Origin of the sequence: Vibrio sp. 10N.247.310.17, assembly GCF_041466605.1 — a bacterium.
GTDB classification, from domain to species: Bacteria; Pseudomonadota; Gammaproteobacteria; order Enterobacterales; family Vibrionaceae; genus Vibrio; species Vibrio tasmaniensis_A.
Window position 1 is genome coordinate 53,110 of the sequence record NZ_JBFSTC010000015.1, and the last position, 14,187, is coordinate 67,296.

The following is a 14,187-nucleotide window of genomic DNA, read 5'->3' on the forward strand; positions in this document are numbered from 1 at the left end:
ATACTGCTTAACATAATGACTCCCTTCGTTTTATTCTCATTGTTATTGGGGGCTATTGGGCTGAGCGCAACTCATTTTTTGGCAGTACAATTTCAAGAAAAAGTGGTTACTCAAAAGCTCAACGAAGCAGCCAATAAAGCGAACCTACAAATCGACTCTGAACTGGATAAATTCAAACAGATCCCTGATTTGCTCAGCCATGACCCACGTCTGCTCTCTTATTTTGACTCATCACCACAAACAGACAAGATTTCCGCGGCGCAGCTCAATCAATTGCTATTTGAATGGTCTAATCAAAGCCAAGCTGACACCATCTATATTCATGACCCGAGCGGTACTGTGGTCGCTTCCAGTAATTACCAGAAGCTAGGTACTTTCGTGGGTGAGAACTTCTCGTTTCGTCCTTATTTTGCGTCCGCGATTGAAGGTAACAGCACACACTATGTCGCACTGGGTGCTCGCTCCAACGTACGCGGTTACTTTTTGTCTTCGCCTCTGTATATAGAGAATGACATTGTTGGGGTTATCACCGTTAAAGTGAGTCTAGAGAACCTTGAAAACATCCTAACCAGCGATGATTTTGAGATTGTGGTACTCGACTCTAACCAAGTGGTTTTTCTCTCCAGCCAAACTCAATGGCTTTATCACTCGTTGTTGCCGTTAAGCCAGAAGCAACAAACCGATATCGCCCTGCAACGTCAATACGGTCAAAGCGAAATTTCGATCATAGAAGCTTTTCGCTCTTCCAACTATCAACCACAAGTTAACGACGCTAATCAGCCCAACAACATTCAACCAAATCGAGTACAAAAAGAACTCACGGCAAACCGATTGTTTAAACTTGGGCCGTTCAATCTTTACCCCGCAACCTTCAGTAACAATCAGTACCAAGTTGTCGCATTAAAAAAGGCCGAAGCAGAGCTTATTAAAGTGCTGCAGATCGATGTCATCTTCGTGGTGATTTACAGCTTGGTGATGCTCATCGCGTGGTCGTGGCGACAGACTTACGTCGCGAAAGTGGCGCTAACCCGGCTCAACCAAAACCTAGAACAAACCGTTGATAAACGTACTCACTATTTGAAGAAATCCAATCAACAACTTCAGCAAACCATTTTTCAATACCAAGCATCGCAGTTAAAGCTGAAGCAGACAGAACAAGAGCTGACCCAAACAGCAAAATTAGCGGTACTCGGAGAGCTGTCAGCCAGCATTAACCACGAAATCAACCAACCGCTTGCAGCGCTTCGAACCTACAGTGAGAACAGCTTAAAGCTGCTAGAAATGGAACGGACAGATTTAGTGAAGAGTAATCTTGAGAAAATGATTGGCCTCAACAACACCATTACCGACATCATAGCGCGACTCAAAGTCTTTACTCGCAAGGTCACTAAACAAGAACATCATGTCGCGAACCTGCACCAAGCGGTCAACAACGCCACCAGTATTCTCAGTGCGCTGATGATCAAGCAAGGCATTACACTAAGACTAAGCACGGTGCCAAATCACATTAATATTGCAATTCATCCAACCGAACTCGAGCAAGTACTGGTGAATCTAATTCACAACGCGACCCAAGCGCTTCAACAACAAGTTCTTGAACAGAAAATCTTGCAGGAGCAACAAAACCTGGAAAACGTTGACCAACCGGCCAGCCCACAGATAGGCATCGAATGGCAACTGCATCATAACTCTTGTCAGCTGATCATTTGGGACAACGGAATTGGCATGCCGGACGATAAGCTAGAACAGCTGTTCAACCCGTTTTTTACCACTAAACCGGAAGGCTTAGGGCTAGGGCTTTCAATATCGAAACGGATTATTGAAGCTTATCACGGCACGATCAGCGCCAACCGATTAGAGCCTTCAGGCATGGTATTCTCGCTAAACATCCCGTTATATAACGATAAGGGCTAACGTGCCGTTGTTATCGTTGATTAGAAAATGAATTTTACATACTGCTAATTTCACACATAGCTAACCTCACATACTGTTAAGGATTCGACTTTTGCACCCTCTGCCTAAACTCTATTTTGTCGATGATGAACCCGCCATTCGAGACTCCGTAGAACAAGCCATGCTCATTGAAAGCATCGATATTGCCTGCTTCCCCAATGCCATTGAGGCACTAAAGAGAATAGATGTGACGCAAGCTGGGATTGTCATTACCGATATTCACATGCCAGTGATGGATGGCATTCAATTGACACAAAAGCTGCTGAATCAAAACCCTCATTTTCAGATCATCGTACTGACAGGCCATGGGGACGTGCAAACAGCCGTATCCGCAATGAAAGCAGGCGCTTATGATTTTTTGGAAAAACCGTTTGTGGTCGATGCCCTGCTGACCGCAGTAAAAAAAGCATCGGATAAGCTCGCTTTGGTTGAAGAGAATAATCTATTACGTAAAGAGTTGGCGGTACAGAATCAGGTGGGTCCAAAACTGATTGGTCAATCGCCATCAATGCAGGCATTACGCCGAGAACTGATCTCTCTAGATACCAAAACTAACCCACTTCTACTGTTCGTCGGTGATTTAGGAACGGGTAAAAGGGTCACGGCGCAGTACACGCACGATCTTCACAGCCATCAAGCCGCAGAGCTTTGCCCTGTTGCTGCGTTTAATTTACCGCGCAATGATGAAACGACATTCCATCTGTTTGTTTTGCAACTGTTCTTGAAACATCAGGGTGGGACACTTTATATCCATGAAACAGAAGCATTAACTCAAGACCAATGGCAGTGGCTAGCGAACCTAAAACCCACTCTACTTCGTGAAAACTCATGCAAGACCAGTGCAACTTGTATCATTTTAGCAACCACAATACTTCCTACTACAATGGTAAGTGAGTTCCGTCGATTTGATTTGCTACCGCTAGCGCAACGAACAGAAGATATTGGTTCTTTGTTTAAACATTTCGCTCGTGGTGCGGCAAGTCGATATCAGTTACCCCCTCCGGTGATTACAGAAAAAGAGGTTCAACGATTGATCGCCACTCACTGGAGTGAAAATATTCGACAACTTCGCCAACATGCAGAGCTCAGAGTGTTGACTAAACCCAAGCTGACATCGCTTGAATCAGAGCCTAATCATAATCAAGATCAAGATCAAAGCGATAAGAGCCACATCGTTCTAAAGACTGAAGAGCAACAACTGTCATTAAGCCAACGAACCGATAGCTTTGAGCAAATCATCTTGATAGAGGCACTACATCGTCATCAAGGGCGCTTAAAAGAGGTACAGCAAGAGCTGCAAGTATCGCGAAAAACGCTTTATGACAAGCTGAGAAAACACCAACTTGATAAAACAGATTTCAAAAAACAATAAGAGTTAAAAAATATATAAATTCAAAGATTTAAAGGAGCAAAGCCTTAACATTTATCAAAAGTAAGAATACACTCACAAAGCTTGCACTTTTATTTAGCGAACAAGGACTGTTATGAGTCAGAAAAATTTCAGCAAATTGAACGAGACCGAACTTGAGTATGTCGATGACAAAACAGCGGCACTGCTCCTCAATACGCCCACCAGTGCGCGTATTATGTTGTGGGTTATCGTTCTGTTTTTTGTCGCTGCTATTGGTTGGTCTGCTTGGGCTGAAATCGACAAAGTGACTGTTGGCCAAGGCAAGGTGATCCCTTCCTCTCAGATTCAGGTGGTGCAAAACCTTGAAGGTGGTTTGGTTAAAGAAATTTTAGTCAAAGAAGGGCAACGAGTTCAAAAAGGGCAACAATTACTATTAATAGATGACACTCGATTCCGCTCTGACTTTCGTGAACGTGAGCAACAAGTTGCGAACTTAACGGCTAATGTACTCATGCTGTCCGCTTCGCTGACCAGTGTGGTTATCAATGAAGAATTCTCAGTAAAAGAGTGGAAAAAAAGTGTCTTACTCGACTATGGTAAACTTGCCTTCCCACCACTATTCTACGACCTTCACCCCAAATTGGTTAATCGCCAAAAAGCAGAATATCGTCAAGATCTGAATAATCTGAAGAACCAACTTTCCGTTTTTGATCAACAGGTTGGACAGAAACAACAAGACCTAGTTGAAATAAAAGCGCGTGTTCAGAATTTAAGACAGAGTTACAACTTTGCCCGCCAAGAATTAGATATAACAAAACCTCTTGCCGATGAAGGGGTGGTGCCAAAAATTGAACTGCTCAAGCTTCAAAGACAAGTTAACGACACCCGCCGAGAAATGACCTCTAGCGAACTCAAAATCCCTCTTCTACGTTCAGCAATCAAAGAAGCGATGCTCAGTCGTATCGATGCTGCATTGAACTTCAGATCAGAACAACAAGAGAAGCTAAACCAAGCACAAGATAAGCTATCTGCAATGACGGAATCAGCGGTTGGCCTTGAAGACAGAGTTAATCGTACTGTAGTAGTTTCTCCAGTAACAGGAACCGTCAAAACGCTTGGTATTAATACCGTAGGCGGTGTTATCCAACCGGGTATGGACATTGTTGAGATTGTACCAACTGAAGATTCCCTATTAGTTGAGGCGAAAATTGCTCCACAAGATATCGCATTCCTCCGTCCAGAATTGAGCGCTGTGGTTAAGTTCAGTGCCTATGACTTTACTAAATATGGTGGTTTAGTGGGTGTGTTGGAACACATCAGTGCTGACACCACTCAAGATGAAGAAGGCAATAGTTTTTACATCGTGCGTGTTCGTACCGAGAAGTACAGTTTTGGGGCTAATGAAGAGCTGCCTATCATTCCCGGTATGACCGCTTCTGTCGATATCATCACCGGCAAAAGAACCGTGCTTGAATATATGTTGAAGCCAATTTTGAGTGCTCAAAACAACGCACTAAAAGAGTAAGGACGGTTAATGCTTGAGAACGTCTTCCTAGATGCAGTGAAAAAACAAGAGCAGCGGCAATGAAATCTCGTTTTTCGTTATTGCTGCTGTTCCTTACCTCTTTTACTTCCGGAGCACTGAACAAGAGTGACCAAAGGTGGATAGACGCAGTCTCTGTAACCTACGGAGAAAGAGCAGGGAAACGAGTATCGACATGGCGCTCGAATATGACGTCGTACGCAGGGTTAAGTGAAAAAGAGAAACTCGATTCGGTAAACCGGTTCTTCAACCAAATGTACTTTGTCGATGACAGTATACTTTGGGGAAAGAATGACTACTGGGCGACACCGCTGGAGTTTTTGGGTAGTAACGCGGGTGACTGTGAAGATTTCACTATCGCAAAATACTTCTCTTTACTTGAGCTGGGCGTCCCAGATAAGAAGTTACGATTAGTGTACGTAAAAGCACTTGAGTTAAACCAATTCCATATGGTGTTGGCTTACTACTCTACACCCAGTGCAGAACCACTAATTTTAGACAACTTAAACCCTGAAATAAAACGCGGCTCCAAGCGCAGAGATCTACGACCGATATACAGCTTCAATGGTAAAAACCTATGGTTAATCAAGTCGGCGGCAGGCAGCGGCAAGTTATCAGGAAAATCTTCAAGATTGAGCTTATGGAACGACTTACGTTCGCGTGAGCGCTCTCTAAAATTAAACAAACCCATTATCAATTACGATGAGTAGGTACAATGACTTTATATAAACAGCTTGTGGTCGGAATGGTTGCGGTTTTCATATTACTGATGACCTCAGTTTTTATGATCGAATTCAATACCACCCGTGACTACTTAGAAGAGCAGCAACGCTCTGAAGTAAATAATACCATTAATACTGTTGGACTGGCGCTCGCCCCTTACCTCGAAGAAAAGGATCAAGTGGCTGTAGAGTCTGTTATCAACGCACTGTTTGATGGTAGTTCTTACTCTGTCGTACGATTGATTTTTTTAGACACAGGAGATGATATTCTTCGTTCATACCCTGTGAAACCAAGTGGTGTCCCACAATGGTTTACCAACCTGAATTTGTTTAAACCGATTCATGATCGCCGCGTGATTACTAGTGGTTGGATGCAACTTGCTGAAGTTGAGATAGTGAGCCACCCAGGCCCAGCCTATACTCAGCTTTGGGAGGCATTTACACGGCTAGTGACCTTCTTTGGAGCGATTTTCTTACTGGGTTTGATCTCGATTTCATGGATACTCCAACGAGCACTACGTCCGCTGTCATTAATCATAAAAAAAATGGATCAAATCGCCAAAAATCAGTTCGGTGAGCCTCTGGTTCGCCCTAAAACAAAAGACCTCATCTTAGTCGTCGACGGTATTAACCACATGTCGACTCAAGTTGAACTTGCATTTAAGAGCCAAGCACAAGAAGCGCAACGACTTCGTGAACGCGCGTATATCGATCCTGTATCTCAGTTAGGTAACCGTGCTTACTACATGTCTCAACTAACTCAGTGGTTAGAAGAGTCTAGTTTAGGTGGTCTGGCGGTGCTAAAAGCCGAATTTATTAGTGAAGAATATGATGACAAAGGCTATCAAGAAGGCGATGCCTTAGTTCACCAATTAGCTGAACAGCTACAGGCTTCTATTTCATCTCCAGATATTACTATCGCTCGTATTTCTAGTGATGAGTTTGGCTTCATTATGCCGAACATTGATGAAAATGAACTGAAACTCGTCGCGAGCAGCATCGTAAACTGCATTCAAAATCTAGGTTCAGATCCAACAGGTATGGCAAATCCACACATAGCTCTCGGTGTGACATACAGCAAGAAACGTAAAACCAGTACTGAAATCATGTCTTTGGTCGATAACGCACTGTCTAGCGCGAAAGCTAACCGTGAGCTCGCTTACGGTTACGTAACTGCTGACGACCATGGCGCTGTAATGGGTAAACAGCAATGGCGCATGTTGGTCGAAGAAGCAATCATCAATGACCTAGTAACTTTCCGCTTCCAAGCTGCAAATAATAGTTTTGGCAAAACCTATCACCAAGAAGTGTTCTCTGCGATTGAGAAAGAGGGGGTTCGTTACGGTGCCAACCAATACTTATACGCATTAGAACAGCTTGAAATGAGCCATATCCTCGATCAATACGTTATCGAGAAGATGATTGATAAGCTGAATGCAAAAGAGCTTACTAGCCCCGTTGCTATCAATATCTCGCCAAGCAGTATTTCTCAGCCAAGCTTCATCCGTTGGATCGGAAAGTCTCTTGAGAAAAATGCGTCAATCGCTCATCTGTTGCATTTTGAAATTCCCGAAAACTGTTTCGTCAATGTTCCTCACTACACGGCACTGTTGTGTAACACCATTCGCAACGCTGATGCGGTGTTTGGTGTCGATAACTATGGACGCAACTTCCAATCGCTCGATTACATCAACGAGTACCGCCCTAGCTATGTGAAGCTGGATTACCTATTTACTCATAACCTTGATGACGAAAAACAGAAATTTACGTTAACGTCTATCTCAAGAACGGCTCATAACCTTGGTGTGACGACTATTGCGTCACGAATTGAAACTCAGACTCAGTTAGATATTTTGTCTGATAACTACGTAGAAGTGTTCCAAGGCTTCATTGTTGATAAATAGTTGTAAGGTTATATCGCATGCAAGATCCACTATTAAACTCACTGATCTACGTTAGTCGGTATTACGGGTTAGCCAACTCGCCCGAAGCGTTGATCAATGGGCTACCACTCTCTGATGGAAAGCTAACCCCTTTCCTATTCCCTCGCTCTGCAGAGCGTGCGGGGTTAGTGGCCAAAGAAAACCGTTCCGATCTAGAAAACATCCCTCACTTAATTCTGCCAGCCGTATTGTTACTCAAGCAAGGTGAGGCTTGCGTTCTTAATAGTATCGATATTGAGAAGCAAGAAGCCGAAATCATCACAACGGAAAGTGGGATGATGCCAATCGTCATCCCAATCGAAGAGTTGAAAGAGCAATTCATCGGCCGTTACTTCTTAGTAAAGAAACAATTCCGTTATGATGAACGCTCACCGGAAATTTTAAAAACGCGCGAAGGTCACTGGTTTTGGAGCACAATTTGGCAATCTAAAAAAATCTATCGAGATGTGCTGATCGCATCAATTCTAATCAACCTTTTCGCTATTGCAGCTCCAATGTTTACTCGTTTGGTGTACGACAAAGTGGTACCAAACCTTGCGTTTGAGACGCTATGGGTACTCGCGAGTGGTATTTTTGTCGTCTTCCTCTTTGACTTACTTTTAAAGTTAATGCGAAGCTACTTTATTGACGTTGCGGGTAAGAAATCCGATATCCTGATTTCATCTAAGTTGTTCAGTAAGGTGCTCGGGATTCGTATGGAAGCGAAGCCTGCTTCTGTCGGTGCTTTTGCTAAAAACCTGCAAGAATTCGAGTCAATCCGTGAGTTCTTTACTTCGGCAACAATAGGCTCATTAATCGATTTGCCATTCGCTCTTATGTTCTTGGCGTTAATTTGGTTAATGGCTGGCAACCTTGTGTTTGTTCCTGTCGTTGGCGTGGTGATACTGATCATCTATGCGTTGTTAATACAAGGCCCGCTGCGTCGTACCATTGAAGAAGGCTCTCGCCTTGCTTCTCAGAAGTACGCAAACTTAATTGAGAGTTTAGCGGGGCTAGAAACCGTTAAGCTATTCAGCGCTCAAAGCCAGTTCCAATTCCGCTGGGAAGAAGCTGTTGCGCACATGGCGAACTGGAATATCAAGAGTCGTCGTATTACCGATAGCATCCAAAATACTGCTGGCTTTGTTCAACAAAGTACCAATGTGGGAATGATTATTTTTGGTGTGTACCTAATGGCAGAAGGCACTCTTACAATGGGTGGCTTGATTGCCGCTACTATGTTGAGTGGTAGAGCAATTGGTCCTCTTGTCCAGTTATCATTGCTTTCTACGCGTTATAACCAAGCGAAGTCATCAATGACCTTGATTGAACAAGTCATGTCGATGCCCAGTGAACAAGAGGAAGGTAAGCGATACATCCACCGTCCGATTATTCAAGGGCATATCGCGCTTGATAAAGTAACATTCCATTACCCTGATTCGCCAATCGCGTCTATAAGAGACCTGACTCTTAATATTAGTCCAGGTGAAAAGGTCGCGATTATTGGGCGAATTGGTTCAGGTAAAAGCACACTTGAACGCCTGATTATGGGCCTGTATAAGCCCACAGAAGGTCATGTACGCATTGATGATACGGATATGGAACAACTTCACCATGTCGACGTACGACGCAATATAGGCTGTGTGCCGCAGGACAGTAACCTATTCTATGGCACGGTAAGAGACAACATTACCTTGGGACGCCCGTTGGTTGACGATCGTGATGTCATGGATGCAGCCAACCGTGCAGGTGTAACCGCTTTTACTCAGCAAGATCCCGCAGGCTTAGAACGCCAAGTAGGTGAAGGTGGTGGTTTACTCTCAGGAGGTCAACGTCAGTCGATAGCCATAGCTAGAGCCTTCCTAGGGCGCCCTCCTGTATTATTGATGGACGAACCTACCAGCGCTATGGATAACCGTTCAGAGATGCACATTAAGCATCAGCTGAGCCAGCTGTTACCTAGTGAGACTTTGATTCTTATCACCCACAAAACGTCGATGTTGGATATCGTGGATAGAGTGATTGTGATGGAGAAAGGCAGCATTATTGCCGACGGACCAAAATCACAAGTTCTGTCAGACTTGAAGCAAGGAAAGGTAAAAGCGGCAAGTTAAAGCGCTCATGTGACTTAAAGAATCGAACTAAGTCAATATCAGCAAAAGCAAAGGGGGAGCATCAGCTCCCCCTTTCTTATTTGTTCTAATGAGCAGAAAACTGCTCGAACCGCTCTATTCTGTCTTGGGCAATTTCAGAGTCGCTCAATTACAATGAGATATCTTCTTTCTCCATTTTGAAAGAACATTGAATTTCATATTGATTGAACGAGAAAACACTGCCGCCGTGCGTTCGCTTAGTCGTCACCATCTCATCACCAAACAAAACAGATACACGGGTGTACACTTTCTCGTGCGCCTCTACTGTGCACTCGGCAAGGTCTGTTTCAAATTCAGCTTCGAGTGTATCCAACTGCAATTTAGTCTTCTCTATCGCTTGATTGTTTTTTTCTCGTTGCTGCTCAATCTCCAACGCTTGCTCTTCGCTTCTTTCCGCTTTTGGTCGCTTCTTAAATTCGAGTTCTTGACGGATGACGTCCATGGTTTGTTCTTGAGCGTGCTTATAAATCTCCTTCAATTGAGCTATCTTTTTTTGATATCCCTCGAAGCGAGCAAAGCCATGAACCTTAGTTGCTGTATCCCCTTCAACGCCTAAGAAAACACATTCCACTTTACCGCCGACTTTAGCTTCACCGCCACTAAGTGTGCCATGCTTCTTAAAGGTATCCATCACAATGAGGTTGTTGCCACAACGAATGTCGTTACTCATGCTATGTAGATTGAGTAGAATGTCATTGCTGGTTTGCAGTTCAGTATTCTGTGCGTAGCTTGCTGTGATAGAGCCTTTGCTAAGTACCTTACAACTTTTTGGCTCATCCTCTTTGGTCGTATGACCAATAATTCCTTTCGCGACTTTTATATCCCCCTGAGCCTGAACTTCTGCAGATTCAATAAAGCCACCAACAGTAATGCTTCCGGTCGCCTTCACTATCATTCCAGGTTCTATATTCCCAGAGACAAACACATTACCTTTGAATTTAACGTGCCCAGTAGATACGTCGACATTGCTAACACATAAGGCGTCATCCACTTCGATACTTCGCTCTTTAATAATGGGCAGACCAGAGGATGAAGAAAGTAATAAATTAGGGTCGTCAGGGGAAATGTGGGTGCCTTTTCCCGGCTTAATCAAACTGTCTTGGCCCGGAAGGGGTGGGATAATTCGACCTTGGACGGTAAAGCCCGCAATACCTTTGGTGGCCGGAGTACGTTTCATTAGCGGGTCATTCTGACCAACGGTAATGGTTTCGCCGAGATCTCGCATATCGATCTTACCGGCGTCTTTACTGCGAGGCTTTAATACTTGATGAGTAATGTCTTCAACCAATGCTGAAAACTTAGCATCTTTACCCTTCACAGCTGGAGAACCTTTGGCAACGGGCTGAGTAAATTTTTCACCCGGCTTTAGCTTGCTACTCATCATTAAGACTTTTCTAAGTGCTAGCTTATTAATTCCTTTCGTTATGTGAGCCTGAGCCAAGCAATGAATGATATCGCTGCCACGTAATGCCTGCCCATTATATGCCCCAGTTACAACAAGACTTGCGAGCATCTCATCATCAGACAGTTCAACCGTAACACTGGAATTACGAACTTCAGCAATCAATATTCCTTGATAAGCTTCTCCCTTACCTTCTTTAGCAAGAGTGACAAAACGCAGTATCTCTTCTTCGAAAATAAAATAGTTTGATGCGTTCAAAGCTTCTAAGGTTGTTGGTAATGTCTTATTGTCAAAGCTTGCGTTGACCACAAACCCAGACGGCAGACATGCCATCACTTGCTTCCTATCTTCCGACAATGTAACGATGCTATCCCACATTCGAATTGTGTACCCTTAATAACTCTGTTGTTATGCAGTCTATATAATTCGCTCTGTGCTTAGAATCACTACAGTAGAATAATCAGCGTCACATCACTTACTTTCGATGTTGCAAAGGGACTCATAAATAAGACTGACCGATTCTAATCTCTTCTTCACCTTTACAAAAAAGATTCTTTCACGATTTTTCAAACTATGAATATTGGGTACGAGCATAAGATCGCAATACAGCGACGGATCTTCATCACCAAACGATTCGGGATGAATTGATGTGATAATATGAAATTATACCTTCCAAACAACGGCGATGATTAGATCGGTAGAATTGAGATAGGAAATGAGCGCCATGATGGACATGTTCAACAAATTGAGAAATTGCATAAAGATTGGATAATTGAAATCACATAGGTCATTACATACCGCGGTTCAGTTTACAGTGTAAATCCGGCCTTCTAATTTACACTGTAAATCTAATTAACAGCTCGACATATGCTCTGTCGTTCCAAATTTAGTGACGATCGTTGATCTACCTATTTACAGTGTAAATTTGATAGTAGAGTACCGACATCTTTTCTAAACTGTAGCTCAGCTTGTTTTCGTCCGACTAGATTAAACTGTTCGACACAAGTCCCCCACTCTTTCTGCTGCACGACTTTCGCGATAAGTAAGTCTGAAACAACGAAACCTGTATCGATTATAGCGTCAGGTTCAGCTATGTGAGCTTGATGACCATTACTCTGGAGAATCAAATTCAGGGCACTGAAACCAATGCTGTCGTAACTATTACCACCATCGACATAATTCCTGAGGAGTTGGATTTCAGACTCTGCCATAGATTCCGCTTGCCTTGGCAATAATGCGCGCACCATATCAACCTCGAGAGAAGCCAAAGAACCAGAAGTGAGAAAACAGAAACTACGTTCAAAGTGACTTATCAGATTGTAGATCCAATTCTGTGCGTTTTCATTAAGTGGCTTAACCATCAATACCGAGTGACAGCCGCTTGCTTGATCGCGCTGGTGGCCAATGTGCATAGGTACAAAATCGTTATCGCGCCAGAATGAAATTAATTCACTGGTCGCGCCAAAGCTCGTTGCTAAGTAATCCGCCTGATTAGTTTGCTTTGACAACTGCCCCAACATCCAACGGCCAATACCCAAACCTTGATGACGTGCTGAAACAGCAATGCGCATAACTCGAAGGCACCGACTGGTCGCCGCCGGAGTACAACCAAGTTGGTTTGCCAGTAATACAGGAGCAAGGTGACCTTGAGGCCTGCGTTTTCCAAGTTGAATTTGAGCAATCAACTCGCTGTCCAAACCTCCCTCTTCCGTCACCAACATACACCCTAAACAATCATCTTTCTTCCAAGCGGCGTATAAACGGATTGCTGGATTGCTGAGAAACTGCATTAAGTCATTAGGCGAGGTCTGATAGTGGGCATCCACGAGAAGAGAAAAACATTGTTGTAGCTGCTCAGGATTAGCCAAGCATTCTGCTTTTGATAACTCAACCAAGTTTAATTGGTTGATTGCGTCAGCAGAAAAACCATCGATTTCATCAACAGCCGATTCAGTGAGTGATGCGTCATTACCAAGTAGGAAGCAATCAAACAACCAAGCTTCTAGCGGATCGTTGCTATTCCAACGAATCGGTTGTTCGAGCTTAAAGCCTTTCCACCCCGGACGATGCTCAGAAAGCCAGGATTCAAACTTAATTCCAAACCCTCGTCCACTGCCTTCGTAACCGTGTACCGTGGTTGAAAAAACCATACGGTGATAGATGTCGGCTATGGATTTAAGCATCGGAATTGGAATTGCAGCCGCTTCATCAACCAATAACAGATCGCAATCAGGCTTAGATTTAAGTAATTCATCTGCTGCAACGAATCTTAAACTGCCACCTTGATGAAGAATGTGAGTAGCGTTTACCACTTCGCAAGATTCTAATCCTTGGCTAGCATGAGAAAATACCGGCTCTACCGCTTTGACTGAAGGCGCGGTAACAATAATATTAAACCCGTGACGCTCAACTAGCAGCTGCGCTGCGGCAATACCCAATGTAGAGCTTTTACCACGCCCTCTATCCGCAGTGAGAATCAAAGGACGTTTACGATGTCCAGACACTACCTTTTTAACTAATTCAACAGCTATGTTTTGCTGTTCAAATTTATCCAATCCGTTTTGGGCGCTTTGCATCTGAGGAAGAGCGTGAGTTGCTTGAACTACATCGCCGGCTTCATTGTGTTGTGAAACAGAAATCAGTTTATCGAAATGACGTTTTAACCAACGTTGACCAAAGCTCTCGCTATCTTCAGAGGCATCAACTTTTGGCGGCAACACCAACAGCAGCCCACCGCCGACTAACGAACCCAGCGCAGCACTAAAACCATTCGCATCAAACTGCTCTCTAAAGTCACAAACAAGAACTTGGCACTCACGACCAAGCAGTTGTTGGCCTTTTTTTACTGGAGCATGAATCACACCTTCAAATGGCGTACCGCCGATCTGGAAGATGCTCGGAGTGTGTGAGTCTTGAAGGAAGGTAAAAACAGCTGAGTTTTGCCAATCAAAATCGCCATCAAAGACCACGCCGTAACGGTGATCGTTATGTTGAGCAATATTAGAAAGTGTATGCAGAAAAGTGTTGGTTGGGTTTGTCATAGTTAGCGTCCAGATTCATCTAAACACAGTTTATCACAGCCAAATAAAAAGGTTCATCGCGGCTTTCCGGGGAAAGCCGCTTTTATCTTCAAGAAGAAGT

At 43.8% G+C, this 14,187-nt stretch carries 8 protein-coding genes; 6 read left to right on the forward strand and 2 right to left on the reverse strand.

From position 1 onward, the window contains the following. Positions 1-15: 15 nt before the first annotated feature. From AB6D80_RS06970 to AB6D80_RS06995, 6 genes are all read left to right on the forward strand, one after another. The gene (locus AB6D80_RS06970; RefSeq protein ID WP_372188122.1) at positions 16-1,914 is read left to right on the forward strand and encodes an ATP-binding protein; all 1,899 of its coding nucleotides are present in this window, start codon (positions 16-18) and stop codon (positions 1,912-1,914) included. 100 nt (positions 1,915-2,014) lie between these two features. Beyond that, positions 2,015-3,325, forward strand: a complete 1,311-nt coding sequence (locus AB6D80_RS06975) for a sigma-54-dependent transcriptional regulator (RefSeq protein ID WP_371707550.1) — start codon at positions 2,015-2,017, stop codon at positions 3,323-3,325. Positions 3,326-3,437: 112 nt separating this feature from the next. Next, entirely contained in the window at positions 3,438-4,829 is a 1,392-nt protein-coding gene (locus AB6D80_RS06980; protein WP_009846009.1) for an HlyD family type I secretion periplasmic adaptor subunit, read from the forward strand. A gap of 59 nt (positions 4,830-4,888) precedes the next feature. Beyond that, complete coding sequence (locus tag AB6D80_RS06985; protein ID WP_012600028.1) at positions 4,889-5,557, forward strand: transglutaminase-like cysteine peptidase; 669 nt, start codon at positions 4,889-4,891, stop codon at positions 5,555-5,557. A gap of 5 nt (positions 5,558-5,562) precedes the next feature. After that, positions 5,563-7,473 (forward strand): LapD/MoxY N-terminal periplasmic domain-containing protein, encoded by a 1,911-nt coding sequence (locus AB6D80_RS06990; RefSeq protein WP_009846011.1) that lies wholly within the window; start codon positions 5,563-5,565, stop codon positions 7,471-7,473. Between the two features lie 17 nt (positions 7,474-7,490). Then, positions 7,491-9,605, forward strand: coding sequence for a type I secretion system permease/ATPase (locus tag AB6D80_RS06995; RefSeq protein WP_009846012.1), 2,115 nt, complete (start codon positions 7,491-7,493; stop codon positions 9,603-9,605). A gap of 148 nt (positions 9,606-9,753) precedes the next feature. Here AB6D80_RS06995 and AB6D80_RS07000 read toward each other — a convergent pair whose 3' ends face one another. Next, positions 9,754-11,424, reverse strand: coding sequence for a FapA family protein (locus tag AB6D80_RS07000; RefSeq protein ID WP_372188119.1), 1,671 nt, complete (start codon positions 11,422-11,424; stop codon positions 9,754-9,756). 530 nt (positions 11,425-11,954) lie between these two features. Then, on the reverse strand, positions 11,955-14,087 hold the full coding sequence (locus AB6D80_RS07005; RefSeq protein WP_372188121.1) for a GNAT family N-acetyltransferase: 2,133 nt from the start codon (positions 14,085-14,087) through the stop codon (positions 11,955-11,957). Between the last annotated feature and the right edge of the window lie 100 nt (positions 14,088-14,187).

What these genes read in the sequence shown, in the direction of transcription:
- AB6D80_RS06990 (WP_009846011.1), top strand. Translation starts at nt 5,563, where the DNA reads ATGACTTTATATAAACAGCTTGTGGTCGGAATGGTTGCGGTTTTCATA.
- AB6D80_RS06970 (WP_372188122.1), top strand. Translation starts at nt 16, where the DNA reads ATGACTCCCTTCGTTTTATTCTCATTGTTATTGGGGGCTATTGGGCTG.
- AB6D80_RS07000 (WP_372188119.1), bottom strand. Translation starts at nt 11,424, where the DNA reads ATGTGGGATAGCATCGTTACATTGTCGGAAGATAGGAAGCAAGTGATG.
- AB6D80_RS06980 (WP_009846009.1), top strand. Translation starts at nt 3,438, where the DNA reads ATGAGTCAGAAAAATTTCAGCAAATTGAACGAGACCGAACTTGAGTAT.
- AB6D80_RS06985 (WP_012600028.1), top strand. Translation starts at nt 4,889, where the DNA reads ATGAAATCTCGTTTTTCGTTATTGCTGCTGTTCCTTACCTCTTTTACT.
- AB6D80_RS06995 (WP_009846012.1), top strand. Translation starts at nt 7,491, where the DNA reads ATGCAAGATCCACTATTAAACTCACTGATCTACGTTAGTCGGTATTAC.
- AB6D80_RS07005 (WP_372188121.1), bottom strand. Translation starts at nt 14,087, where the DNA reads ATGACAAACCCAACCAACACTTTTCTGCATACACTTTCTAATATTGCT.